Annotated in this window: 22 protein-coding genes; 6 read left to right on the forward strand and 16 right to left on the reverse strand. The window is 51.5% G+C overall.

What is annotated here, in order from left to right:
• Positions 1-98 precede the first annotated feature (98 nt).
• Positions 99-347 carry a DUF1289 domain-containing protein gene (locus tag AC6R03_RS05245; RefSeq protein ID WP_500628533.1) on the forward strand — a complete coding sequence of 83 codons (249 nt, stop codon included), beginning with the start codon at positions 99-101 and terminating at the stop codon, positions 345-347.
• Here AC6R03_RS05245 and AC6R03_RS05250 read toward each other — a convergent pair.
• From AC6R03_RS05250 to AC6R03_RS05295, 10 genes are all read right to left on the reverse strand, one after another.
• Complete coding sequence (locus AC6R03_RS05250; protein ID WP_500626149.1) at positions 339-560, reverse strand: hypothetical protein; 222 nt, start codon at positions 558-560, stop codon at positions 339-341. The two genes, AC6R03_RS05245 and AC6R03_RS05250, sit on opposite strands and share 9 nt — an antisense overlap.
• A 298-nt stretch (positions 561-858) precedes the next feature.
• The gene (locus tag AC6R03_RS05255; RefSeq protein WP_487901245.1) at positions 859-1,257 is read right to left on the reverse strand and encodes a GspS/AspS pilotin family protein; all 399 of its coding nucleotides are present in this window, start codon (positions 1,255-1,257) and stop codon (positions 859-861) included.
• A 5-nt stretch (positions 1,258-1,262) separates the two neighbouring features.
• Positions 1,263-1,559, reverse strand: a complete 297-nt coding sequence (locus AC6R03_RS05260; RefSeq protein WP_500628535.1) for a YciI family protein — start codon at positions 1,557-1,559, stop codon at positions 1,263-1,265.
• Positions 1,560-1,649: 90 nt separating this feature from the next.
• Positions 1,650-2,045, reverse strand: coding sequence for an acyl-CoA thioester hydrolase YciA (gene yciA / locus AC6R03_RS05265; protein WP_334552465.1), 396 nt, complete (start codon positions 2,043-2,045; stop codon positions 1,650-1,652).
• 95 nt (positions 2,046-2,140) lie between these two features.
• Entirely contained in the window at positions 2,141-2,689 is a 549-nt protein-coding gene (locus tag AC6R03_RS05270; RefSeq protein ID WP_487901170.1) for a septation protein A, read from the reverse strand.
• 87 nt (positions 2,690-2,776) lie between these two features.
• Positions 2,777-3,004 (reverse strand): hypothetical protein, encoded by a 228-nt coding sequence (locus AC6R03_RS05275; protein ID WP_334552463.1) that lies wholly within the window; start codon positions 3,002-3,004, stop codon positions 2,777-2,779.
• 188 nt (positions 3,005-3,192) lie between these two features.
• Positions 3,193-3,879, reverse strand: coding sequence for a DNA-3-methyladenine glycosylase I (locus AC6R03_RS05280; RefSeq protein ID WP_500630381.1), 687 nt, complete (start codon positions 3,877-3,879; stop codon positions 3,193-3,195).
• A gap of 45 nt (positions 3,880-3,924) precedes the next feature.
• Positions 3,925-6,744 carry an Hsp70 family protein gene (locus AC6R03_RS05285; RefSeq protein ID WP_500630382.1) on the reverse strand — a complete coding sequence of 940 codons (2,820 nt, stop codon included), beginning with the start codon at positions 6,742-6,744 and terminating at the stop codon, positions 3,925-3,927.
• Between the two features lie 74 nt (positions 6,745-6,818).
• A complete protein-coding gene (locus tag AC6R03_RS05290; RefSeq protein WP_500630383.1) occupies positions 6,819-8,690 on the reverse strand; it encodes an Hsp70 family protein in 1,872 nt (623 codons plus the stop codon).
• Positions 8,690-9,322, reverse strand: a complete 633-nt coding sequence (locus tag AC6R03_RS05295; protein WP_500630384.1) for a DUF2760 domain-containing protein — start codon at positions 9,320-9,322, stop codon at positions 8,690-8,692. Before AC6R03_RS05295 ends, AC6R03_RS05290 begins: the two co-directional genes overlap by 1 nt.
• 349 nt (positions 9,323-9,671) lie before the next feature.
• On the opposite strand from AC6R03_RS05295, the gene AC6R03_RS05300 reads away from it, so the two are divergent.
• A complete protein-coding gene (locus AC6R03_RS05300) occupies positions 9,672-10,202 on the forward strand; it encodes a 3'-5' exonuclease (RefSeq protein ID WP_500630385.1) in 531 nt (176 codons plus the stop codon).
• Positions 10,203-10,282: 80 nt separating this feature from the next.
• Here AC6R03_RS05300 and AC6R03_RS05305 read toward each other — a convergent pair whose 3' ends face one another.
• The 3 genes from AC6R03_RS05305 to dctP form a co-directional block, all read right to left on the reverse strand.
• Positions 10,283-11,692 carry a TRAP transporter large permease gene (locus AC6R03_RS05305; protein WP_334552457.1) on the reverse strand — a complete coding sequence of 470 codons (1,410 nt, stop codon included), beginning with the start codon at positions 11,690-11,692 and terminating at the stop codon, positions 10,283-10,285.
• A gap of 10 nt (positions 11,693-11,702) precedes the next feature.
• On the reverse strand, positions 11,703-12,317 hold the full coding sequence (locus tag AC6R03_RS05310) for a TRAP transporter small permease subunit (RefSeq protein WP_500630386.1): 615 nt from the start codon (positions 12,315-12,317) through the stop codon (positions 11,703-11,705).
• 116 nt (positions 12,318-12,433) lie between these two features.
• Positions 12,434-13,441 carry a TRAP transporter substrate-binding protein DctP gene (gene dctP / locus AC6R03_RS05315; protein WP_500630387.1) on the reverse strand — a complete coding sequence of 336 codons (1,008 nt, stop codon included), beginning with the start codon at positions 13,439-13,441 and terminating at the stop codon, positions 12,434-12,436.
• 460 nt (positions 13,442-13,901) lie between these two features.
• Here dctP and AC6R03_RS05320 point away from each other — a divergent pair, with 460 nt between their 5' ends.
• Entirely contained in the window at positions 13,902-15,788 is a 1,887-nt protein-coding gene (locus AC6R03_RS05320) for a sensor histidine kinase (RefSeq protein ID WP_500630388.1), read from the forward strand.
• Complete coding sequence (locus tag AC6R03_RS05325) at positions 15,785-17,194, forward strand: sigma-54-dependent transcriptional regulator (protein WP_500630389.1); 1,410 nt, start codon at positions 15,785-15,787, stop codon at positions 17,192-17,194. The genes AC6R03_RS05320 and AC6R03_RS05325 overlap by 4 nt, the downstream gene beginning before the upstream one ends.
• Positions 17,195-17,209: 15 nt before the next feature.
• On the opposite strand, the gene AC6R03_RS05330 is transcribed toward AC6R03_RS05325, so the two are convergent.
• The 3 genes from AC6R03_RS05330 to AC6R03_RS05340 form a co-directional block, all read right to left on the reverse strand.
• Positions 17,210-17,668, reverse strand: a complete 459-nt coding sequence (locus tag AC6R03_RS05330) for a tellurite resistance TerB family protein (RefSeq protein WP_500630390.1) — start codon at positions 17,666-17,668, stop codon at positions 17,210-17,212.
• Positions 17,669-17,791: 123 nt separating this feature from the next.
• Complete coding sequence (locus tag AC6R03_RS05335) at positions 17,792-19,696, reverse strand: metallophosphoesterase family protein (protein ID WP_500630391.1); 1,905 nt, start codon at positions 19,694-19,696, stop codon at positions 17,792-17,794.
• Positions 19,689-20,072, reverse strand: a complete 384-nt coding sequence (locus AC6R03_RS05340) for a VC1380 family protein (RefSeq protein WP_500630392.1) — start codon at positions 20,070-20,072, stop codon at positions 19,689-19,691. Before AC6R03_RS05340 ends, AC6R03_RS05335 begins: the two co-directional genes overlap by 8 nt.
• 116 nt (positions 20,073-20,188) lie before the next feature.
• Between AC6R03_RS05340 and AC6R03_RS05345 the strand changes: the two genes are divergently transcribed.
• Both AC6R03_RS05345 and hrpA read left to right on the forward strand, forming a co-directional pair.
• The gene (locus AC6R03_RS05345) at positions 20,189-21,532 is read left to right on the forward strand and encodes a MipA/OmpV family protein (protein ID WP_500630393.1); all 1,344 of its coding nucleotides are present in this window, start codon (positions 20,189-20,191) and stop codon (positions 21,530-21,532) included.
• A gap of 125 nt (positions 21,533-21,657) precedes the next feature.
• Positions 21,658-25,581, forward strand: coding sequence for an ATP-dependent RNA helicase HrpA (hrpA, locus tag AC6R03_RS05350; RefSeq protein ID WP_500630394.1), 3,924 nt, complete (start codon positions 21,658-21,660; stop codon positions 25,579-25,581).
• Positions 25,582-25,687: the final 106 nt, after the last annotated feature.

Raw genomic sequence — 25,687 nt, forward strand, 5'->3', positions numbered from 1 at the left:
GTTAATGTCAGAAGTGAGTCATAGTTTAGCGGCGGTTGTTCACTATCTTTGCGATCAACAAGCCAAGTTGCAGCGGACAGAGTGAATTAAGGCGTACTATGGAGCAGCTCGAGTTTTTTCAAGTCCCCAGTCCTTGCGTTGGTGTGTGTACCGTGGACGAACGTGGCTATTGTCAGGGGTGCATGAGAAAGCGTGAGGAACGTTTCAACTGGTTGTCGATGTCGCCCGCTCAGCAGTTGCATGTGATCAAGCTCTGCCGTCAGCGCTACCTGCGAAAAATCAAGAAACAGGGCTCAGACGCATCACCACCTGAGCCTCCTGTCGATCCGCAACAATCGTTATTTTAGTCCCCACTGGTCACTCACCCAACCACCAGCATGTTCGTCAAAATGACAGCCGATAAAGCGTCGATTTGTCTCAGGGGAGGCATCGGCTTTGGGTTTTGCATCTAACATGTGCTGGATATGGTTCACCATGGGATCGCCGCTGTGTAAGCGTTCTTGCCGAGTTGCGACTTCTTTAATCAGTTGCAGACGGTACGAGTTACTAGCACGTTTCATTTGGGCGATCCTCCACGGTTATGACACTAATATGAAAAATTAGTTACTGGTTAAAAAAACGTCAATTCGCCGAAGGGATGAATCGAGGAAATTTCTCAAAAAAAATGTGTTTTAGAGTGGGTCAAAAGAGAGACATCATGAGGTAACCATCGGGAATAGTTAGCCTTCTGTTTCTCGCTTGAGTCTCCGTGATTGAAATAAAAAGTTCATAATTTATTTTGCTTAACGCAATCAACTTTTGGGTGAGGGGCAATCAAAAACGCCTTGCGATAAGCAAGGCGTTGGATAGGCGTTGTTGTTAGGATTGGCAACGCTGCGACGTAATCAATTCATCGATCATTAACTGACCGCGAGTATTACGAATCTTGATGCGATAACTCAGTCCGACTTCCATATTGGCTTTGGTGTCTGGGTTAGTGCAGTAGACATTGATACTTTGGTTGAGCAGTTGTGAAGCGGGTTTTGCGCCTCGAGCATCCGTATTGTAGACCATCATGATTTCAATCGTCGTCCCACTTGCGCTTGCTCGCAAGATGGAGAGTGGCCCCGCCTCAAGTGGTAGTTCGGCAGAGAGCACGCTCGCGCGGTTCTCTGCAAGCAATTCGAGGTTACGTTGCTTTTCCGCATTGGATGAACAGCCCGCGAGCGTCATTACCATTAGCCCGAGCAAAGCCGCCGAGCGGCGCAGGATAGCCATGACCACTAAAACACTTTTTTAAAGGGTTTAACGATAACAGACTGATAGACCCCAGCGGTAACGTAAGGGTCGGCATCCGCCCAGGATTGCGCTTGCTCTAAACTGTCAAATTCGGCGATGACGGTTGAACCTGTAAAGCCAGCTTCACCTGGATTCTCTGAATCGATGGCAGGCATAGGGCCGGCGGTTAACAGTCGGCCTTCGTCTTGCAGCGCTTGCAAGCGTTCTAAATGCGCAGGACGGACACTTAAGCGTTTTTCGAGTGAATCTTCAACGTCTTGAGAAAAAATGACGTACCACATAGTCAAAATCCTTATCGTGTGGAATAGGGAATTAATGTACCTTAAGTGTGGCGAAAACGACGCGCCGACACTAACAATTTGTGAAGCGAATCATCGCTCTATTGCACGAGGTCGCCCTTCGCTATCAATCGCTACATAGTTGAATGTGGCATCACAGACCATGTATCTGTCTTCAACGCCGTGCTCTTTGACGGGCTTGACCCACACTTGCAAATCAATGCTCATCGAACTGCGGCCAATCTTTTTACATTCGCCGTAGCAGCAGACCACGTCACCGACGCGGACGGGCTTTTTAAAGGTAATGCTAGAGACCGAGACTGTCACAATTCGGCCACTGGAAATCTCTTTTGCTAGGATCCCACCAGCAAGGTCGAGTTGAGACATGATCCAACCGCCAAAAATATCACCGTTGGCGTTGGTGTCGGCTGGCATAGCTAACGTTCTTAGGAGTAGTTGGCCCTTTGGGGCATTGTAGGTGTTGTTCATATTTTGTGGACATCGACAAACAAAACAGCGACCGGGGAGGCCGCTGTTAAATTGGAAAGTCAACAGTTTAGCAAACTTTGCGCTGTGAAGTCAGCTTATGAGTTGCTGGTGTTTGACTCATCTTTAGGCATTTGTTTGTAGATGTAGACGCCTGTAAGCAGCGTAAAGCCAAAGGTGGCCGCCAAAAGGCCGAACACCTTGAAGTTAACCCAGACATCAAGCGGCAGCTCATAGGCGACGTAGATATTGAGTGCGGCGCAGAACGTAAAGAAGCCAACCCAAGCCCATGTGACTTTAGCCCACACACTGTCAGGCAGAGTGATCTCTTTACCAAGCATGCCTTTGATCGCCGATTTGCCCATGGCGTGGCTCACCGCGAGTCCAATCGCGAAAACGGCGTAGACAATCGTCACCTTCCACTTAATAAAATTGTCATCGTGCAGGAAGATGGTCATGCCGCCGAATACCGCAACCATCACAAAGGTGATCAACTGCATTTTCTCGACTTTTTTGTAGACGAAATAAGTAATGGCAATCTGGATAGCGGTCGCGACTATCAAAGCGCCGGTGGCAGCGTAGATGTCGACCATTTTATACAGCGCGAAAAAGATGATCAGCGGAATGAAGTCGAGCAATTGTTTCATATCTAAATTCTATGATTGGGTAAAATTGCCCTAAGTCTAACCAAATTCAAGCGTCGGACATAGGGCTTAGTGACAATCTGAAACAACTCAGTGGGGTAGCTGTCGTTTGAAGTCCTCTAAATAGCCCTCTTCGCGCAGGCTCTCAACCGTAAACAGCAACTCCTCGTCACTCATGGCAAAGCAGCTCGATTTACCGGTCATCACATTAAGGTACTCGTGATATTCGAGTTCGCTGTAGTGGCCGAATCGGTCTTGAACTAGGGTCTTAATACCGTGGTGGATTAAGCGATAATAGGTGTGGCGATGATGTTCCATAACAGACCTCGTTTTTCACTCTGGTCACAGTGTGGCTATGCCTCACTCAACCTTGTCTAGAACTAGTAGAGACGAAGCATAGAGAGTGCCAACTTGTCGATGAGGTCTATCTCTTTGAATTATAAGATGAGTGCCAGAGTGCATATGTCATAAAACTGGCACGTCTCAAATTACGAACCAAATTGAGATTAAATTCGGTTGTCGCCGGTGCTGAATGCGATGATCTGACTGATTTGTGTGAGGCTGCGTCCGCTCTCTTGCTGCCATTGAGTGAATGCGTCACTGGCGGCCTGTAACGAGCGCTTAGTGTCTTTGCCACCTTCAATGATTTTGCATTGGCGCAAATAGGCTTCTACATCGCTGGAGAGAATGAAGGTGTCGACCCCCATTTGGCGCAGGGTGTAAGGACCAGTGTTGCCGCCTAGACGCTGTCCATGAGTTTTTAGATAACCCCAAAGCTCGGTGATACGCTCACTTGGCCACTGCGCGACCATCTGACCAAACGATCCGTGTTGTAATGAAGCCTCGTAGATCATTTGTGCGTTGGCTTGTATCGATTTCACTTTCGCGTGATGGCGAATGATACGCGCATCCTCAGACTTGGCATCCCAATGCTCATCACCTAGCATCAATAGCCGTTCTATGTTGAACCCAAAGAAGACCTCTTCAAAGTTTGGCCACTTGTTGCGCACGACTTTCCAACTGATGCCACTTTGAAACACCTTCATGCTAAAGGCGGAAAGCCAACGATCGTTGGGTATCGCGGCGATTTCGTCACGAGAAAGCGGGTCAGAGAGCAGAGATTCCAACTGCGCGATGCCGCCTTTTCGCGCTGCTGCTCGCGCCTCAATGTGGGTGAATTTTTCAATCGTCATACCATGATTCCTTGTGTTTAGCGCTGGGCCAATGACGCTCAGCGATCACGATTTAATCAGCGTTAACCCGTGCGGCAGTGCGTCACCAAACACGCGTTTTGACTCCGTGTCTGACAGTTCGCTAACGTGCTCAACCAGGGTTATCCAAGCTTCAGGCAGCTTACTTTGTTTGAGTTTCGCGACGACCTCGGCGCGAAATTCGTCTGAGATGTCGATCTGGCGATCGCCGGTTTTACGGCACATCATCACGGCTGCAAAGGCCACCATGCGGTCTTGTTGCCACGGCTGGTCAAGCAAGGTGGGCAGCCATTGTTGAATCTGCTCCCGAGCAATCACATTGTGCGCACTGCCATAGAGCGGAGTACGAGAAGCAAGGCGGCCAAGCGCCCACCAGTGGGCATCGTTGAATTGGCTCTGATTGAGCGCTTTGCTTAAAAACCAGCTGGCCAGCAGCGTCTTATCTTCCACCTCTAAATGTTCCAAAGAGGCGGCCAGTCTCACCATCGACTCATACCCCATCTCTTGCGCGGTTTTGGCCGATTGCGGGTTTTTCATCGCACCGGGATGCAGGTACTTAGCAATATCGGCGAGCAGTTGCTCTTGCTGCTCTTGATTGAGTCCGCCAGCCACTCGGCGCCAGAACACCCACCAATCCGTCCAGCCTTGGTGATTTTTAAATTGAATCGCTTGCGAGTAGAGCCCCCACACTTGCTCGATCCGCCAATCATCGGTGACATCGCCAAAGCCGGGGCGTAGCGTATAGCCAGCCAAACGTAACCACTGTTTCTCGTGTGTTTCTGAGCGGCGGCGACGCTTTCTTCCTTGAGCCAAGGTGTCAAACAGCTGCCGAAGCGTGGTGAAGTCCCACTCATCGCGTTTGCCCAGTTGACGTTCAAGGGATTTACTCAAGGTGCGAATGTCCACCTCCTCCGCACTTTTTTTATTCGCGCTGTAGAGTTTGCTGATCAGTGCTTGGCAGTGCGGTAAGTTCGGGTGCAGGCTGTGTGATTTCTGTTCTTCTTTTTGATGACGAACTTCAAATTCCACTGCCCACCGTTGCTGCTCGTCTGCGACGCTCACACACTCCATCTTCAATGTACCGACTTCGGTCAGTTGGCACGCCAGTTGAACTTCGACCCGCTCTTTTTGATTGGCGTGCAACTGTGCCCCTTGACTGTCCAGTGTCACGACATAAGGAGGCAAAGGCGAAAGCTTGTCAGGGTCAACGTCAACCATCACTCCATTTTGCAACGCTTGATCGTCGCGAATGCGATCATGGGTTGAAGTCAGAAGATTGAAGCGTACCGGCTCGCCAAGAGTCAGGGAAAAGCGACGTCCTGTGAGTCGGATTTCCTGGCCTTCCTCTGAGCCCTTGGCCAATAAGCACAGTGCATGGCCCAAACGTTGTTTGTCTGGTAAATGGAGGAAATAGGAACGTGCGACTCCGCCGCCGATCTTAAGTTGTGCACCGCGGCGCGCTTTACCAAATGCCACGGCGCCCAGCGCCACTGCCCAATCGGGGTGTGGGTTGTCCAGCAGTCGGACAGGCTCGCCTCGCCATTGGCTAAGCAGAGTCTCTAATCGTTCGCTGATAAGTTCACTGTTAAAAACACCGCCATTGAGTAGCAAGCCAACCGGGACGACCGGCGTGTTGTCTGGTGCTGTGCTGGATGTGTGCTTGAGTGCGTCAAGAGCGACACTTTGATGTTGCTGCAAGAAAGCGGCGACATGTTTACTCACTGCAGGATCGGAAACATAGGGCAGGCCGAACTCGACGACAGCGCTGCGGCGTTTGTCTGGGCCCTCGTTGATGTCACTGAGTGGAAAAAAACCTTCCAGCGCAATTTGGTGTACTTCATCTTTGCCAAGCGCCACACTTTTAGTGCCGCCAAGCAGCTTAGAGCCACTGCCTAGCATGGTGATTTTGACATCATTGGGCGCTTGGCGACTCAGCAACTGCTCTTTGGCGCTGCGCGTCTGCTGAATTAATTTGGACAGCGACGCCGCATTGAGTTTTTTACCGCTGTTTAGACGCTGCTCCGCCAAATGGGCTAGGGCGAGATCGAGGTTATCTCCGCCGAGCATCAAGTGCTCGCCCACACCAATGCGGTTTAATGTCAGCGCATGGTCGTCACTGACTTGTGCGGAGATTAAACTCAAATCCGTGGTGCCACCACCGACATCACAGACGAGAATCAAAGGTACGTTCGATAGCGCGTCGGCGGCGTTTTCTTTATGACGTGCATACCAGTCATAGCAGACCGCTTGCGGCTCTTCGAGGAGTACCACCTTGTCTAACCCTGCGAGTTCGGCGGCTTCGAGAGTCAATTTCCGCGCAGTTTCATCAAAGGAAGCCGGTACGGTGATCACCACATCTTGCGCTTCAAGCGGGTCACTCGGATGGCGGTGATTCCAAGCTTGACGTATATGATTGAGGTAACTGGCGCTGGCAATTAAGGGGGACACTTTGGTGACGTCACTGGCGCCCGCCCAAGGTAATATGTCAGAGCGGCGGTCGACGCCTTGATGAGAGAGCCAGCTTTTAGCGCTGGCCACTTGGCGACCTTCCACTTTCGCGCCAAGCTCACGCGCCCATTCGCCAATAATGACCTGATCCATATCGCCAGAGACTGGCTGATGTTCCCATGGCAACGTCAAATCGCGCTCGCCAATCTGCCCCTTCGCAGGATGATAGCGAAAAGAGGGCAGCAACGGTTTACGCACCACCTCACCGGGACCAATCAACTGGTCTATATCGAACAGCGCCACTGGGGAGGCGTTGAGATCCGCGGTGATCTCACAATACGCCACCACAGTATTGGTGGTGCCAAGATCGATACCCACTAAATAACGAGCCGTGGTCATGTTGAAAACCTTTTCAATGTGCAGATAGGTTGAAATCAGAGTAAAAACGGCATCCAAGGGATGCCGTTATGGGATTATTCTTCGCGTACGTCAAATTCAACGTGCCATTTTTGGCCGTTATCATTGGCAATGGCTTCAAGGTACAAAGTACCGAGCTCAGTGACCCGTGAAGAGAGGGTGACGGGCACCACTTCGCCTTCTCTACGACCTTCAGAGACGGGCAGCGTGACCTGAATCTCCGGTAGCTCTTCGAGCTCATCGGGCCCCCAATGGTCAAGGTGAGTACCGGCCAGATCGTCTCGACGCACGGTAGAACCGAAGAACTGGAAGTTGACCGGCTGGCCAATGATCAAACCAAAGGCTTGGCTAGGTACATCCACGCTTGAGCCTTCTTCCATACCAAAAGGTGCCACACACAGTGCTTCCATCGGCGGTGCCATCCCTGGGATAGCTGGCATGGCACTTTCGATACCGACATAAAAGCTTGAGGCGATACCACCGCGAATACGCACGCCTTGACCACGACGCACCGCGCCATAGTAGGCTGCGCCGCTGGCAACCGCCAGATCAAGGTCGACACCAGTCAATCGCTTGGCCGCAGGGGCATTGGCCTCAGTGAGCCAATTATTGAGTGTGCTCTCAAGACGTTCTGCCAAAAGAGGCGACTTCAATACGCCACCGTTGAACAGCAGCGCCGTAGGTTTGATAAAGCTGAGTGGAGCAGGGTCCATACCCGGAATACCAGCAAATGGCATGGCACTCTCTGACTCATGTTGGCCACTTTGTGCGCCTGCTTGTTTGACGAGAAAAGCCGCAATGTGACGAGTGATACCCGCATCTTGGGCGTACGGCAGACCCATTTGGGTCAATGCGCCGCGCGCACGTTGAACCGGGTGCTCATCAATCCCTACTTGCGGGAAGAAGCCATCCACCAGTGTTTGCTGCACTTCTTGCTGAGTGAGTTCTGTTTTGAGTGTCGCGCCCAATAGTTTTGAGCCTCGACTCGGCACGACAATCGGCATGCTCGCCAGATCCGCATCGTTGAGCAACGCTTCTTTCGCATCACGACAGGCGTGAGTCATGGCTTGAACTTGCCAAGGTTGCAGCTCTTTGCCTTCTTGGGCAAGTTTCATCTTTAATCGATAGGCGAGGGCCAGATCCATGTTGTCACCGCCGAGGAGGATATGCTCGCCCACCGCGATGCGGTTTAGCGCGAGGTTACCCTCTTCTTCGGTCACTTCAACCAGAGACAAATCCGTGGTACCGCCGCCAATATCGACCACCAGAACCACATCACCGACTTCGACTTCATCACGCCAAGCGTCTTGGCTGTTGTCTATCCAGTTGTAGAGCGCCGCTTGAGGCTCCTCAAGCAGTGTGAGGTGTGTGAGGCCCACATGACGCGCCGCTTCCGCCGTTAAATCGCGCGCGGCAGGGTCAAACGAGGCGGGCACCGTTAAGGTTACGTCTTGCTCTTCTAGCGGGTACTGAGGATGGCGATGGTTCCACGCCGCTTTGAGGTGCTCAAGGTAGAGCTCAGTCGCACGCAAAGGCGAGACCTTCTCGACCTCTTCCGGGCTACCTGCGGGCAAAAACGCGTCGCGACGGTTTACGCCGCCGTGACAAAGCCAAGATTTGGCACTGGCCACTAAGCGAATCGGGGTTTTGGCACCGAGGTTACGAGCAATAGCACCAACCAAGGCTTTAGGTTCTGAAGACCAAGGAAGAACGCGCGCAGCAGGGTTCATCTCATGCTCATGGGGCTGATAGAGAAACGAACCCAGTTGAGTATGGGATTCTACCGTGCCCGGGGCAGTCAATTGTGGAATGGCCATCACCTCGACACGCGCGTCTTCGATGCGCGTATCAACAAACGACATGACACAGTGAGTCGTGCCTAAGTCAATACCGACACTGAAGGTCGGTGCGTTTGTTGTCTGTTCCATTACAGCTCCACCTCTGCTGGTGCAATGATCGACGCATCATAGTGATCCGCCAACTTAGGCAGCGTCATCGCGCTGGCTTTCCAGCCTTTGTGGACCAAAGTGCCATGGAACGGCGCTTGGCCGGTCACGTTGCCCGTTAGACGAACCTTTTGCGGATCAAAGCCGTCTTCCACAGTAATACGGCTCTCTTCCTCTTCTTGACGAATCGGCTCAAGCGTCACGTACTCTGTGAGTACTTTTTGCCCGCCGCTATGAATGACGCGCGCAGCAGCGCCAACTTCTTCATCAGAAAACGCACTGACGTCTTCTTTGAGGAAGTCAATTAAACGCGCTTCTTGTTGTAACAATGAAAGCAACTGCATCGCGGAATCGGTTGACGCCGTGGCCAGTTTTGACTCCACTTCCACCACTTTCTCAACGATCTTTTCGACTTCAACGACTTTTTCAACTTCGACGATTTTCTCGACCGGCTTTTCTATCTCGACAATTTTCTCAACGGGCTTTTCAACCACTTTCTCAATCACCTTAGACTTGCGTGAAACCGCAACAAGTAACAGTAGAACGCTTGAGGCGGTTAATCCGGCATGAAGCATGTCGAAGGTTTGAGGAATCATTTGTAAATCGAAAGTCATAATCATTCTCTTGGAAACTAAATTTTGCGCCGAGCTAAACACGGCTGCCTGTGTTGGCTGCCTTGGCAGCGGCACAATCATTTGACATGAAATTGGGGCAAATATAACACATTCAAGTGAAACCGCTTGTGTCAAAGCAAACTCGCACCAGATTTGGCGATGTATTTGCTCTCTTTTTAACCATGCCAACGTAATGAATGGTGAAAACGGGCGCAGAAACGGCAAATAAAATCGCGCCAAATCGGTTTAAGCGATGCAATGCTAGTCAGCGCGAGGTCGAGTTTTGCGCCCAGTTAGGGTAAAATTCGGCGCTTTGTTACTGTCACAATAGCGAACCTAAAGGCGAGTCATGAACCACAACCGAGTAGTCTGTTTCGATTTGGAAATGTGTTGCTGGAATGAGAACGGTGTCGGCACCTCGGGCGAGATCATTGAAATTGGTCTGGCGGAAATCGATTTGGCCAAAGGCGAGGTGGTTAAGCGAGCGCAATACTATGTCAAACCCGAGCGTGATGAAGTTTCACTGTTTTGCGCGGAACTGACAGGCATCACACCGCGCAAAATTGATAAGCAAGGTCGCCCTTTAGCCGAGGTGATCAAGTCGATGATTAAAAACTTTGGCGGTAGCAATAAGATTTATGCCTCATGGGGGCGAGACGACCAGATCCTTGCGAAAGAGTGCGCAGAGAAAGGCATTGAGATGCCGTTTAGAGAGTTCATTAACCTTGCGACCCTGTATCGAATTCAGCATCGCCTGAAAGACAAACGTATTGGGCATCGCGCGGCACAAGAAAGTCAAGGCATTGACTGGGAAGGGCGCCAGCACTCAGGCTATGTCGATGCCTACAACCTTGCCAAATTGGCGTTGACCATGCTCTAGATAGCGAGATTGAGCGTGTGTCGAGATTCAATTCGATAGAGAGAAACAAACAGGGAGCCGAGGCTCCCTGTTTGCGTTGATTACGCGTAGCCAATCAACTCCGGTAACCAAAGAACGATGCTCGGGAAGGCGATCAATACCGCGATGGTAATGACATCGGCGACAAAAAATGGCGTACATCCGCGAAAGACATCTTGTACTGAGCACTCGGGGCGCACGCCAGCCACCACAAAGCAGTTCAAGCCAATCGGTGGAGTAATGAGACACAGCTCTGCCATTTTCACCACGATAATGCCAAACCAGATTGCGCAGCCAATGCCAGACACACCGAAGGCGGAGTCTGCCGCGGCGACATCCATTCCGCCGTTTAAGGCAATAATGGCAGGATAGACCACAGGTAACGTCAGCAAAAGCATGCCGATGGCGTCCATAAACATGCCAAGGACGGCGTAGGCGCAGAGGATAAGCAGCAGTGTCAACATCGGGCTTTGTTCAAGGCTGACAATCCAGTCTGAGAAGGCGCTCGGCAAATCGGCAAAGCCAAGAAAACGCACGTAAATCAACACGCCCCAAATGATGGCGAAGATCATCGCCGACAGTTTCGCGGTCTCCATCATTGAGCTTTTCAGCTCTTGCCAGCGACTGCCGTGATAGAGTGCGACAAACAGAATGGCGGTCGCGCCAAGCGCGCCTGCTTCGGTGGGCGTACCCACACCACCATAGATACAGATCATGATGATGGCGACAACAAAGAAGATCGGTGCAGCCGCAGGCAGTGACTCCATGCGCTGTTTCCAAGTGTAGCCGCGCACTGGTGGACCGAAGTTTTTGCGCGTCATCGCAAGGAAGATGACTAAGCCGCCATAGATGAGTGCCGAGACCAATCCGGGAATAAAGCCCGCCATCAGCAGCGCGCCGACATCTTGCTCAACAATGATGGCGTAAATTACCAAAATAGCCGAAGGGGGGATCAAGGAAGCGAGTGTGCCACCTGCGGCGACCACGCCTGCAGCAAAGCGCTTGTCGTATCCGAGTTTGAGCATTTCAGGGACCGCGATACGCGCAAACACTGCAGAGGTGGCTACAGACGCTCCCGACACCGCGGCAAAACCTGCGGTAGAGAAAACCGTCGCCACCCCCATGCCGCCTGGGAGCCAGCCCACCCAACGCTTCGCCGCCTCAAACAATGATTTGGTGAGACCTGCGTGATACGCGAGAAAACCGATCAGAATAAAGGTTGGGATCAATGAGAGCGCCAGCGATGACACTTTAGAGTGAGGGATGGTGCCAGCCATTTTGATCGCAACCATAAAGCCGCGCTCAAAACCCAGTTTGGCACTAAAGATCCAAACCAGACCTAAAAAACCCGCAATCGCAGCGGCAAAGGCGACGCGCACACCGAGAAGAACAAACAGGAGCATGGCTCCGGACACCCACAGACCGATTTCGATACTGTCCATGTTGCCCATCGTAGTAAATAAATCAGACAAGATAAGGCTCCTAGTTGTCGTGACCGCTGACACTTTCAGCTTCTTTTGCCGCCACTTCCGCAGCGGACTCAATCAAAGGCACGGCTACTGGCGAGTCGCCGCCTTGCCTTAGCGCACGTGCATAACCCCAGAGTTGTAAACAGAGACGCAAGGCGAGAATCGACAGCGCCGCAGTGACGACTAATTTGGCTGGCCACGTGGGGAGATTGATGTCGAGTGAGGAGTCGCCAATCGAGTAAGCGCGCCAGAAATGCAGGTAAGAGCCGTAGATCAGTACGACAGTGACCAACAGCATCAGCGCGGTCGTCAGCAGTTCAGTAAACCACAGCCATCGACCGCGAAACTGGCCGACAACAATATCCATGCGAATGTGGCCACCCATTCGCTGAGTGTAGGCAATGCCAAGAAAGGCAATAAACGCCATCGCTTGTTCCACCCAATCCACATAACCGCTGATAGGGGCACTCAACAGCCAACGGCCCAAGATGTTCACAGTGGCAAGAAAAACCAATAAAAATATGGTGATGCCACCGAGTAAGTTCAGTAGCGATTCAAAACGGAACAACCAGCGATCCACTCGACTGAGCAGAGAGTGATCTTCTCGTACGGACGCAGCAGCCGACATTTCGGCCTCCTTTTGTCTCAGACATTCATCGAATAGCGATTTACGTCATCAAAATAAAATCAAGGTGAAGCAGGAAACGTTGGGCTCAGATTGAGCCCAACGAGCTTAGTGTTCAGTTACTTTTGTGCGAATAACCCGGCGGTGAAATCAAGGACCGCTTGAGAGTCAAACTGATCTTTGTACTGCGCCACCCACTCTTGACGTACGGACTCAGAGAGCGTGTTCAACTGCTCGGTTTGTTCGGCGTTGAACGTCACCATGGTCAAACCTTGCGCTTTAACTGCGGTTTCGTATTTTGCAGTGGTGTTCTGTTCGTAGTTTTGAACGTAGAAATCGAGCGCTTCGTCCACAGAACCAATCAGCGCTTCGCGGTGACTGGGTTTGAGCATCTCTAGCGCTTCGGTGTTGACCACCACCGGACAGTTAGCAGAACCTAAGTTGAGGTTGGTGGTGCCCCACGTCGCCACTTTGTAGGAGTTGGTGGCGAGATGCGCGTGCGGCGCAAATGAAGCCGCATCGATAACATTGGAGTCCATGGACTGACGAACTTCGGCAAACGGAACACCGGTTTTGATCGCGCCCAGTTTACTCAACACACCCATAATACCGCCCGGGCCGCGGACACGCAGACCGTCAAAGTCTTCCAGTGACGTTAGCGGATCGCCTTTACTGGCGATGTTGTATTGCGGCATTGGTGTAGGCATAAGGAGCGTGGCATTCCAGCGAGCGAGGTCCTTAACCACGGCCGGATGCTTGAACAGTTCCATGTAGATTTCGCTCACGCGGCCAAGCGATACATCTTGAGAGAAGGGTAATTCTGCCACCGTGATGGTGGGGTTTTTGTCAGCGTGGTAGAAGGCACAAAACTGCGCCATTTCAAACGCGCCAAAAGAGATGCCATCGAGATTTTCTCTTGCTTTTGATAAGCCACCGTAAGAAATATTGAGCTTGAACTCGCCGTTGGTTTTCGCCTCGACCAGCTCAGCCAGCTTTTCGACGTTTTCGGTAAAAGCGCGGCGTTTGCCCCACAGAGAGACGTTCCACTCGGTAGCGGCTCTGACTTCCGTTGCGACAAACCCACTTAACGCGAGGGCGGTGATTAACGTGGCGTTGAGAGTTTTCATTCTTTCATCCTTGTTGTATTGATTTGACTGGTCACCAGTCGTGTAGGGTTGAAGTGGGCGCGACAGGTTTAGCCTGCTTAACATGGCGCTCCGTTTTTTGTTGTGACCCATTGGGTATAGCAAGGGGTTTGCCAACTTGTTGTGATAATGTTAACTGTTTGCGCCCCGCCCGGTGATGAAAGGGCTGAGCGAGCCGACTTGGCGTGATGAACGGCGCAATTTAGACGCAGCAACAAGAAAATCGGCCAAAATTGGCTCATCCTTGTGGGAGGTGAGTCATTGGATGCGCCAAATTTGGCCGATGGCAGCGAGTGCTATTTGTGTACCTATTAAGAGTCGCGCCGTCGCGCGTCCATCAGGCTTATCGCTAAGCGGTAGAGGGCGCAGGCTGGCGCGGTTTTTGAATTGCTCAAGCTCAGTGAAAGGCACAATCGTCGTCGTACAACAGATAAGGGAAATCATGGTCAGTAAACCGGCGTGGTGGGCGCTGCACCTCGAGAGCAGTAGAAAAGTCACGGTCTGGATCGTGGTGATTGCAACGGTACTGGCTATTGTTATGGCTCGGTTATGGATCGAGAGTATCGAGACACGACATTTTGCGCAGCTTGATACCGTCGGTGAAGAGAGGCTGAATCTCTACGCCTCGACCGTTGAGGCTGAGTATCAACGCTTTCACTATCTTCCGTTTATTGCCGCGCAAGATGATGACGTGCATCAGCTACTGGCAACGCCAGAGAAAACGCCGTTGATTGACGAAGTGAACCAAAAACTGGCTCAGTGGCAAAGTGAATCGGGTGCGGATGCACTGTATCTAATGGACAAATCAGGGCGAGTCCTTGCCAGTAGCAACTGGAACCAAGAGGGCAGCTTTGTCGGCCATGATTACCACTTTCGCCCTTACTTTACCGAGGCGATGGCGGGCCGCAATGGTCGCTTTTTTGCCATCGGCGTGACCACAGGTGAACCGGGTCTGTTTCTCTCTCGTCCTGTTCGCGTCGAAAACCAGATTGTTGGTGTCACTGTCCTCAAAGTGGACATGTCGCAATTGGAAGCGAGTTGGCGTGCAGGTGGCGAAGGGGTTTGGGTCAGTGATGCTGACGGTGTGATCTTTTTGGCCAGTCAGCCGCATTGGCGATACCGCACCTTGGGCGCGATTTCTGACCAAGTCCGAGAGGCATTACGCCAAGCACAAAAGTACGCCAATCACCCGATTGAACCGCTGAGCTATACGGCTTTGCCCAGCTCACCACAAGGAAAAACGGTGTTGGATCTTCGCGGCGAGGAGGGCGTCGCGACACGCTACGTTCTCCATCAACGCGATATTCGTGCGCTCGGTTGGCGATTGGTCTACCTCAGTGATCTGCAAGACCTTACCCAAAGCAAATACAACGCGATGATCGTTGCCGCCTTGCTAGCGATGGTGTTCGCGCTGGTGGCGCTCTATTTGATGAGCCGTTTTCGCCATCAGCAGCAGCTCGAATGGCGGGTGGCGCAGCGCACCAACGCCCTCAGGCAGAGTAACTCGCAACTCAAACGAGAGATCGAAGAGCGTATCCGTACGGAAAATATCTTGCGGCAAACCAACGAAGAGTTGATTCAGGCAGAAAAATTGGCCGCGTTGGGTCAACTGTCTGCGGAGTTGGTGCACGAAATCAGTCAGCCATTGCAAGCCACGTTGACCTATTTGGCCAGTACCCAATTATTGGTTGAGCGCGGTGGCTATGAGATGGCGCAAGAGAATCTTGACGAGATCGACCACCTTATTCGCCGCGTGACAAAAATCATCTCACGCTTGAAGCACTTTGCCAGCAAGTCGGTCAGCGCGCTATCGCCCGTTGATATCGCACAGTCTGTGCGCAACGCGCTGGTGGTGGTTCAACCTAGGTTAGACAAACATCGCATTGTGCTCGATTGGCAGCCGCCAGAGTCAGCGCTGCTTGTGCGCGCGGAGGAGATCAAGTTGGAGCAAGTGTTAGTGAATCTGCTACGCAATGCCGCCGATGCGATTGCTGAAGACGCCAATACCGCAAAAGAAGACGATGCAAACGGGCATCGAGAGCACGGTAAGATTCAGATTCGCACTTGGCAGCAGGGCAGCGAGGTGTTGCTCTCGGTGACCGACAATGGCGCCGGCATCGCGGCGGAACACTTGGCGAGTCTGTTTGAGCCATTTTTTACCACCAAACCGGCAGGGAAGGGGGTGGGCTTAGGGCTCTCCGTCTCTCGCACGATTGTGGAAGAGTTTGGTGGGCGGTTGGAGGTGATTGCCGCCGATAGGGGCTGCGAGTTTCAGTTGAAACTCCAGTGCGCCGAATCGCCTGAAGCAGAATTAAGGAGTTCCTCATGACACACCCTTTTCCCCCGTCAGACGAGTTGGCGACGTTTGGTCACTCTTTGCCGCCCGAAGTCATCTTGGTTGATGATGAAAGTGCAATCCGCCGAGCGACCAAACAGTGGTTGCAGCTGGCCGGATTGAGCGTGCGAGATTTCGCCGATGCGCAGAGCGCCTTGGCCACCATTGATGCTCAAAGCCATTGTGTGGTGGTGTCTGACATCCGAATGCCAAAAATGGATGGCCTAGCGTTTGCCAAGGCAGTACAAACCATCGACAGTGATATTCCGGTGCTGCTGGTGACGGCGCATGGGGATGTCAAAATGGCGGTCGACGCGATGCGCGGTGGTGTGTATGACTTCATTGAAAAACCGGTAGAGCCAGATTTGTTGATTGACAGAATTCAGCGCGCTGGCGAGAAGCGGCGGCTTGTGTTGGAAAACCGGAACTTGCAGCGCTTACTCAGTCAGCGCCCTACGCTTGAAAGCAGAATGATTGGCGAGTCGCCAGTAATGAATGCCCTTCGTCAGCAGATCTTAATGCTCGGCCAAACTCCCGTGGATACAGTGATCAATGGCTCGACCGGGACCGGTAAAGAGCTGGTGGCGCGATGTTTACATGAGGTGAGCGCACGGCGTGATCATCCCTTTGTGGCGGTCAACTGCGGCGCCATACCGGACAATTTGTTTGAAAGTGAGCTGTTTGGTCATGAGAAGGGCGCGTTTACCGGCGCTCAGTCTAAGCGCATCGGGAAAATTGAGCACTCGAACAAAGGGACGCTGTTTCTTGATGAAATAGAGAGTATGCCGATCAGTTTTCAAATTAAGCTGCTGCGTGTGTTGCAAGAGAGGAAAGTGGAAAGAGTCGGTTCTAACCAAGAGATCGCATTGGATTTGTGGGTGATCGCGGCGAGTAAAGTCGATCTCAAACAGGCGTCTGAGCGGGGCGAGTTTCGTGAGGACCTCTATTACCGATTCAATGTCATGGAACTGCATTTGCCAGATTTGGCCGATCGCCGTGAAGACATTCCGCTCTTGTTCGAATTTTTTGCACGCAAAGCCGCGATGCAATACCAACGTGATTATCAGCCACTCAGCGACCAGGAGAGTTTGCTACTGTGTGAACAAGAGTGGCCCGGCAATGTGCGACAGTTGAAAAACAGTGCCGAGCGGTATGTATTGGGTATCGGCCAGGGCGTAAATTTGGCCAGCGTACTGGGGACGGAGCCGCTAACGCCGAGCCTGAGCTCAAACAACCTCGCGGATCGCGTGCACAGCTTTGAACGGCATGTGATTGTTCAAGCGTTTAAACGCCATAAAGGTAACGTGCAAGCAGTGATGGACGAATTGGAACTGCCACGACGCACACTTAACAACAAAATGACGCAATACGATATCCAGCGCCGTGACTTTGTGGATTAAAAACGAGCCGCTAGGTTATTTGCCGTCATTGTCCTCGATGACCGATAATTTGGCGCGGATAAACTCGCTGTGATCCACATACAAGAGTTCAGCGGTTTTTCTGATCACGGCGTCTTCAAGTGGGTCGATGTTGCCGTCGGCGTGTGCGACTTGCCACATGGCTTGAATCAACTCAAAACGCGTCTCTTGGGTGAGTGAACGAAGTTGGGAAGTAAAATCATACAGCGAGGCAGAGTGCTGCGTCGTCTCTTTTGCTCGGGATAGGAGGTGGGTTGCTTGTTGGTGATCAATCCCGACTAGACGCGACAGCAATTGCTGTTTGGCTTGGGCCTCTTCCTCGCTCACTTGGTGATCGGCACCGGCTACTTCGGACAGCAAACAGGCGATCGCCAGATGCGGATCTTGGCTTGATTGCTCTCCTAAGTCTTTGCCTTCCACCAATTGCTTAAAGAGTTTAGATAGCGCATTCATCATCGTTGTGACCTCAATACATTCGATATGATATATACATAGTGATGATTGACGGCGATCACAAGCCTCTTTACACAATCCTTACTTAACGCCACCTAAGAGCACTTAGTGGATGAAGTCGGGTCATTAACGGGATGGCTTTATGGGTGGAAAAGCGATGCGCTTGCCTTCAGACGTCAAAATTTCGATCGATTTGGGGGCACCTTTTTCATCGAGGTGGAGCTCGCCAATCGCGCTGGCATTAATCAGTCTGCGCAGTCCCTGGCTATCAGGATCACGTTTACGAACCTTCAAACGCTTACGTTTGGTAAACCAGTTGAGTGGCGAGCGCGGTGAATAGAGCAGTCTGTCCGCGTGATCGCAGATCGCCAACAAGGGCTCTGGGAACTGGCTCTTAAAGCCACTGCAGGTGAACTGATAAAGGTGTGGGCTATTTTTACGAAAGCGCAACTCTATATCATAAGCGAAAGAGTAGTGCACATCGCCAGAGAGAATAACAAAGTTGGTCGGCGTCTGGGTATGAGTGAAAATACTCAGTAAGGTGTTGGCACTGCCCGGGTGCGCCATCCAGTTTTCCGCATCCACCATCAAAGGTTTACCTAATAGGGTAACAATGCGTTGTAGCGTTTCGATAAATTTAACGCCAAACATAGGTGCAGGAGAAACGATGATCACTTTTTCTTGATGGAGCAAGGCTTGTTGCAGTTCCATCAACGCTTCCCAATCCATCAAACCTGACGGTTTGTTCATCCTAGATTCCGAGCGCCAGCGGCGGGTACGGGTATCGAGCACCACCACCTTAGGCGAGGTGTCAATGGTGTAATGCCACTGCTCAAAGCTGAGCAAATGCGCGATAAAAGCATCGTGATGCTGGGGGACGGGGTCTTCAAAATAGCGCTGCGCTAGACTGATAAACTCGGCGTCAAAATGGTCGGGTTCATTGCCCCACCCCTGACACAACCAGTAGCCGATCAGCGCGTTGCCAATAATCCGTTTGGAAAAGGGGTGCTGATAGACCTGATATTCCCAGCCGACGGTTAAATTCCAATCATCGGTGACATCGTGGTCGTCGAAAATCATGTAAGTGGGAATATGAGCCAACAACCGTGCTACCTTGGGCAAGCCCACCACAAACGCCTCCATGACGTTGGCTTCGTGCTCAAATGTGGTTTGCCGTTGCTCGGGAATGGTCGGTAGTTCCGTCTCAGTGTTAGGCTTGTTGAGGCGTTCTCGATCCACATGTCGCCATAAGACGGGCGACCACACCAATAGATACATCGCGATAAATTCCGCGCAGGCAATCAGGTGGTTCTCTGCCCCCGTGGCGCTGAAAACAGGCTGCTCAGAGGGCTTAAAAAAGGCGTGCCACCAGCGCTCGTCTGGGTGGTAGGCGGGCAAAATGTGCTCTCGGCCATAGAGGTGATGAGTGTGTCGGCGCAGCGCTTTGTCATTGTCAACACAGGCCCCTTCAAACATCTCTCCTCTCAGACCGAGCAGATCGATAACTTGATCAATGGCATCCAATGTCGGCCCTGCAACATGATCGGCGTAGATTTGGTCACCGGCCATCATCAGCAAATCTGGCCGCTCTTCAGGTGATTGGGCAGAGACTTTCGCTTCCATTGCCACCAGTGCATCACCGCTGGGGTGATGTGGGTTGCGGCACGACCCATGCACAACGTAGTTTGCTTGGGTCGACAGGTGAAAGTGTAAGCGGGTCTCACCGGGATAGAGCAAATAAGGCGCCAGTTCAGCCAGGCCACCGTGAGGGGTGACAAAGTCGTAACTCAGTGTTTCGTTGGCTGGGAAATGGCCGCGAAAATGTGCCAAGGTCACGTACGCGTGTTCGCCTATCTGAATCGATGAACACTGACTGAGTGAATCCTTCAATAGCGGTTGCCCTTGCTGGTAGAGCTCAAAAGAGCCGTGCAAAGGGGCAGAGGTGACCAACCAAAACACTAGATGTTCAGGCGTCGCTTTGCGCAGGATAGGGCCTGCAATGAGGTAAGGTAGTGTCGTTTCTTTACTCATCACTCTCTTTGGGGTTTGATGGCTCAAGTGCCAGGTCGGGGCCTTCGAGTCGCTCTATCACTTCTGAACTGGATTGCTCATGCGCCATCAAGACCAAAGCCAGCAGTGCATCGATTTTGCTTTCGCTATCACTAGGCTCATTGAGTAGCGAGCCTAAGCGTTGTCGAATGAGATCAATTTCGTGCTCGACAAAGCCTCGCCCTTCTTCCTCTCCGGAGGATTCATCAGGTGCAGTATCAAAATGCATAAACAGCAGATCACCGTCAACGTGAGTGTCGAGGAGTTGCTCGGGTAACCACTCATCGCCGGTGACGATGTCTGGGTCGTCACCTTGAGGTAACGCGCTTAGAAGTTTCTTTAGTTCAGATGCTTTCACAATGGTTCGATTTAAGAGATCATATAGCTATTCTAGCGGCTAACCGCGCTCAAACATAAGTACTAAGCACACTGATTGGCGACAAATTGTGTGGTTCAATCAATATTGGATACAAAATGGCAACAATCTCATCTCTTCATTGGCGCTCGTTTTCCTGCACCGCAGCGCTCACTTTAGCCGGCGTCAGTACTGCTCACGCAGACGTCTCTCAACCGGTTACGCAAAGTGAGCAGCAGTGGGGCATTGCAGCCATGGTGCGTACTGCGTCCATCCCATTTGATACGACGACTGGCGATCAATCGGTCAACACCTTCATTCCTATGCTGTTTTTTAGCGGCGACACCTTTTACATCGATGGCACTGAAGGCGGGGCGCATCTTTGGCGTGACGACAGCGAACAATGGCAACTTAATGCGTTGATGCGCTTGCGATTTGTCGACGTCCCTGCCTCAAAGCAAAACCAGCTTATCACCGACACGCTAGACGCCGGATTACAAGCACAATATAAGATCAATGATGAATGGCGAATGAATACCGAGTTAATGGCGGATTCGGATTTTCGCTTTCACGCCAACCTGACGTTTAAAGGGGAATATCAGTCGGGTGATTGGCAATGGTCACCGTATGCCAAAGTGCGCTACAAAGACGCGGACTTCAACAGCTACTACTTCGCGATGTCCGAGTTTAGCGGCGAGACAGTCGGGGCAGGCGTTGATGTGAATGTGGGAATGAGTGCCCGTTATCATGTGATCTCGAATCTCTATCTTTTGGGTGAGACCAGTGTGACGCGCCTTGATGACAATGCCTATCAGGCCAACATGGTCCAAGACCGCTATCAAGGCGAGCTGTTTCTCGGCTTTGGCTTTTTTAATGATCAAGCACGCGCGCCAAAGTCTGAGCTGAATAACCATCGTTATCTTCGCGTCGCACACGGTTGGGCGACACCATCGAATATCGGTGAAATCTTCCGTTTTGATGCGGAAAAAGATCCTGATAACAACCAGTTGACGTCGCTGTTCTATGGCCATCCCTTAACGGATGAGTTGTTTGGCTTGCCGCTGGATATTTATTTGACGCCAGGGATCGTTCACCACTGGTCATCGGACGTACAATCGGCGTCAACCGAATACGTCGCGGCGATCAAAGCCTACTACACGTTCAACTGGCCAACGCAATGGCGCTTTGGCGTCGCGGAGGGGATGTCGTACATTGACAGCATCACCCATATTGAGGGGACAGAAATGGAACGTAAAGATAGAGAACCCAGCAAGCTTCTCAACTATCTTGATTTCTCATTTGATGTCAATGTGGGGTCATTGCTCGGCAATACCGACCTGAAACGTCTCTGGTTTGGCTACTCTCTGCATCATCGCAGCGCCATTTTCGAAAAAGCCTCTCAGTATGGTCGTATTAAAGGTGGCAGCAATTACAATACCGTATATCTGCAATACGAGTTCTAATGAGTCGGCGTATTAGCGCCTCCTTTTCCCTGTCACGCGCCCAGTATGTTTGCGACGGGCGCGTCGCCACACAGTTGTGATACAATCCGCGCAGTTTTATCGACAGTAACAAAATAGGACATGCTTTGACCTCGTCACAGCCAGATAAAAAGAGCGCGCCAGCCGCGCAAGTGAATTCACCCGCTCAATTACGTAAGGCGCTGGAGCAGTGTATGCTTCGCGATCGCTTTCGTTTCAGTAAACGCATCAGCGGGGCAAGTAAAATCAAAAAGGACGCGGCGCGTCATGCCGCGTTTGATGACATCGCACTCGATATGGCCAAGTCTATCATGCAGGCCGAGCTGCGAGGGCAACACACGCCGACTATCGACTACCCAGCGCAGCTGCCGGTCAGTCAAAAGAAAGACGACATCGCGAAGGCGATTGCTGAGCATCAGGTCGTGATTGTGGCCGGTGAAACCGGCTCAGGTAAAACGACTCAGTTGCCTAAAATTTGTGCCGAGCTTGGCCGTGGTCAGTATGGCTTGATTGGCCATACCCAGCCCCGTCGTCTTGCAGCGCGCTCAGTAGCGAACCGTATTGCTGAAGAGATGGAAACGCCGCTCGGCGAGTTTGTCGGCTACAAAGTGCGTTTTAACGATCAGATTTCTGACAACACCCAGATCAAGTTGATGACAGACGGTATTTTGCTGGCTGAAATTCAACACGATCGTTTTCTCAATCAATACGACACCATCATTATCGATGAAGCGCACGAGCGCAGTCTGAACATTGATTTCATCCTCGGCTATCTGAAAGAGCTGTTGCCAAAGCGCCCTGATCTGAAAATCATCATTACCTCGGCGACCATCGATCCAGAGCGTTTTTCAAAGCACTTCAACCAGGCTCCGATCATTGAAGTTTCTGGTAGAACCTACCCAGTGGAGACGCGCTATCGCCCACTGAGCGGTGAAGACGAAAGCGATCGTGATCAGCTTGAAGGTATTTTTGATGCGGTGGATGAGCTGTGCGATGAAGGGCTCGGCGACATTTTGATCTTCATGAACGGTGAGCGTGAAATTCGCGACACCGCGGACGCACTCGCTAAGCGCAACCTGAAAAGTACCGAAATTGTGCCTTTGTACGCGCGATTGTCTGCAGGTGAGCAGAACAAAATTTTCCAACCTCACGCAGGGCGTCGAATTGTGCTCGCGACCAACGTCGCGGAAACCTCGCTAACGGTACCGGGAATCAAATACGTGATTGATCCTGGTACGGCGCGCATCAGTCGTTATAGTTACCGCACCAAAGTTCAGCGCTTACCGATTGAGCCCATTTCACAAGCCAGCGCCAATCAGCGTAAAGGTCGCTGTGGACGTGTGGAAGAGGGGATCTGTATTCGCCTCTACTCAGAAGAGGATTTTAACTCTCGCCCAGAGTTTACCGATCCTGAGATCTTGCGCACCAACTTAGCGTCAGTCATTTTGCAGATGACGGCTCTGGGTCTTGGTGATATCGAAGCTTTCCCATTTGTTGAAGCGCCTGATAAGCGAAACATCCAAGACGGTGTGCGTTTGCTCGAAGAACTTGGGGCGATCAACGAAAAAGGCAAAGATCCGAAAAAACGTCTTACTCCAACTGGGCGTCAATTGGCCCGTTTGCCGATTGACCCACGTTTGGCGCGTATGGTGTTGGAAGCGCCGAAGTATGGCGCACTCAAAGAGGTGATGGTGATTGCCTCTGCGCTCTCCATTCAAGATCCGAGGGAGCGCCCAAGCGACAAACAGCAATCGTCTGATGATAAACATCGCCGCTTTTTCCATGAAGAATCGGACTTTCTGACCTTCGTTAACCTGTGGGATTACATCCAAAAGCAGCAGAAAAAATTGACGGGCAACCAGTTCCGAAAGCAGTGTAAAGAGGACTATCTCAACTACTTGCGAATTCGTGAGTGGCAAGATGTCTATTTCCAACTGCATCAGTCAATGCGAGAGATGGATGCCAAACTCAATGATGAGCCTGCGAGTTACCAAGGGGTGCACAGTGCACTGCTAGTGGGGCTATTGTCTCATATCGGTATGAAAGATCAGGAGAAGAATGAGTACCAAGGGGCGCGCAATGCGCGTTTTCATATCTTTCCTGCCTCTGGCCTATTCAAAAAGCAACCTAAGTGGATTGTCTCTGCCGAGCTGGTGGAAACATCCAAACTTTGGGGCCGCATTATTGCCAAGATTCAGCCTGAGTGGGTGGAACCTCTAGCGAAGCACCTAATCAAACGAAGCCACAGTGAGCCTCATTGGTCGAAGAAACGCGCAGCGGTCATGGCGTATGAAAAAGTGATGCTGTATGGCATCCCTATTGTACCCAAGCGCTTAGTCAACTACGGAACGATTGATGCTGCGGTCAGCCGCGAAATCTTCATTCGCAGCGCATTGGTTGAGGGAGAGTGGGAAACCAAACACGCTTTCTTCAAGCAAAACCGTAAGCTACTCCAAGAAGTGGAAGAGCTCGAGCACAAGTCACGTCGACGAGATATTTTGGTCGATGATGATGAGCTGTTTGATTTTTACGATCAGCGTGTGGGGACGGACGTCGTTTCTGGGCGCTATTTCGATACTTGGTGGAAAGCGGCGGCAAAAGAGAATCCTGAGCTGCTCAATTTCGAGAAAGAGATGCTGTTCAAAGGTGATGCGAGCCATGTGACTGAGCTCGATTATCCGAATTTCTGGTATCAAAATGGTCTCAAACTCAAATTGAGCTATCAGTTCGAGCCCGGTGAGAATAGTGACGGTGTCACTGTGCACATTCCACTGCCGATTTTGAACCAAGTGGAACCCGTGGGGTTTGACTGGCAAATTCCTGGCCTGCGCCATGAGTTGGTTGTCAGCCTGATTAAATCCTTGCCCAAAACGGTGCGGAAAAACTTTGTCCCCGCGCCCAACTACGCGGATGCCTTTCTTGCCCGTGTGACGCCGATGGCGCTGCCACTGCTCGATGCATTGGAAAAAGAGCTGCGCCGCATGACGGGTGTGGAAGTGTTACGTGAAGATTGGAATCTTGCTCAGCTCCCTGATCATTTGAAAGTGACGTTCCGCGCGGTTGATCATCGCAACCGTAAGCTGAAAGAGAACAGCGATTTGCATGCGCTCAAAGACAGCCTGAAAGAGCAGGTGCAAGAGACGTTATCGAAAGTGGCCGATGATGATATCGAACAGCAAGGTCTGCACACGTGGAGTTTTGGTGAACTGCCAAAAGTCTACCAGCAGAAGCGGGGTGGGTATGATGTCAAAGCTTACCCTGCCATCATTGATAGCAAAGACAGCGTAGAAATCAAGCTGTTTGAAACGGAGCAAGAGCAGATTCAAGCAATGCAAGCGGGTCAGCGCCGTTTGATTTTGCTCAATGTGCCATCGCCGATTAAGTATCTGCACGCTAATCTGCCTAACAAATCGAAACTCGGTCTCTACTTTAACCCGTATGGCAAAGTGATGGATTTGATTGACGACTGCATCGCGTGTGGCGTCGATAAGCTCATTGAAGAGCAGGGCGGTTTGGTGTGGCAGCCTGAGAAGTTTGAGCAGCTGAAAGAGCATGTACGCGGCGAGCTTGGCGACACGGTCGTGGATATCGCAAAGCAAGTCGAAACAATATTAACGACCGCGTTTAACATCAACAAAAAGCTCAAAGGCAAAATCGACTTTACGATGGCGTTCGCTTTATCAGACATCAAAGCGCAAATCGAAGGGTTGATCTTCAAAGGGTTTGCGACGGAATGCGGCTGGAAGCGATTACCAGACATCTTGCGTTACATGAAAGCGATTGAACGTCGGATGGAAAAACTGCCCATCGACCCGAATAAAGATAGGCTGCATATGCTGAAAATTGAGTCGGTGACCAATGATTACAAGGAGCTGCTCAATAAGATCCCTAAAGGGATGGCCATTCCTGAGTCCGTTAAAGAGATTCGCTGGATGATAGAGGAGCTGCGTGTCAGTTACTTTGCCCAGCAACTGGGTACGCCGTACCCGGTGTCAGACAAACGGGTGAAGAATGCGATAGATGATATCTAAGGTTACTTACCGAGTACGATTAAACAGTGAATAGGTAGGCATAATAATTGCTTAGATTTAATCACGGTACGGTATTTTGACGATTGACAGGTAATGGATTGCCGCT

Source organism: Vibrio sp. R10-SG-ISO4 (assembly GCF_059834135.1).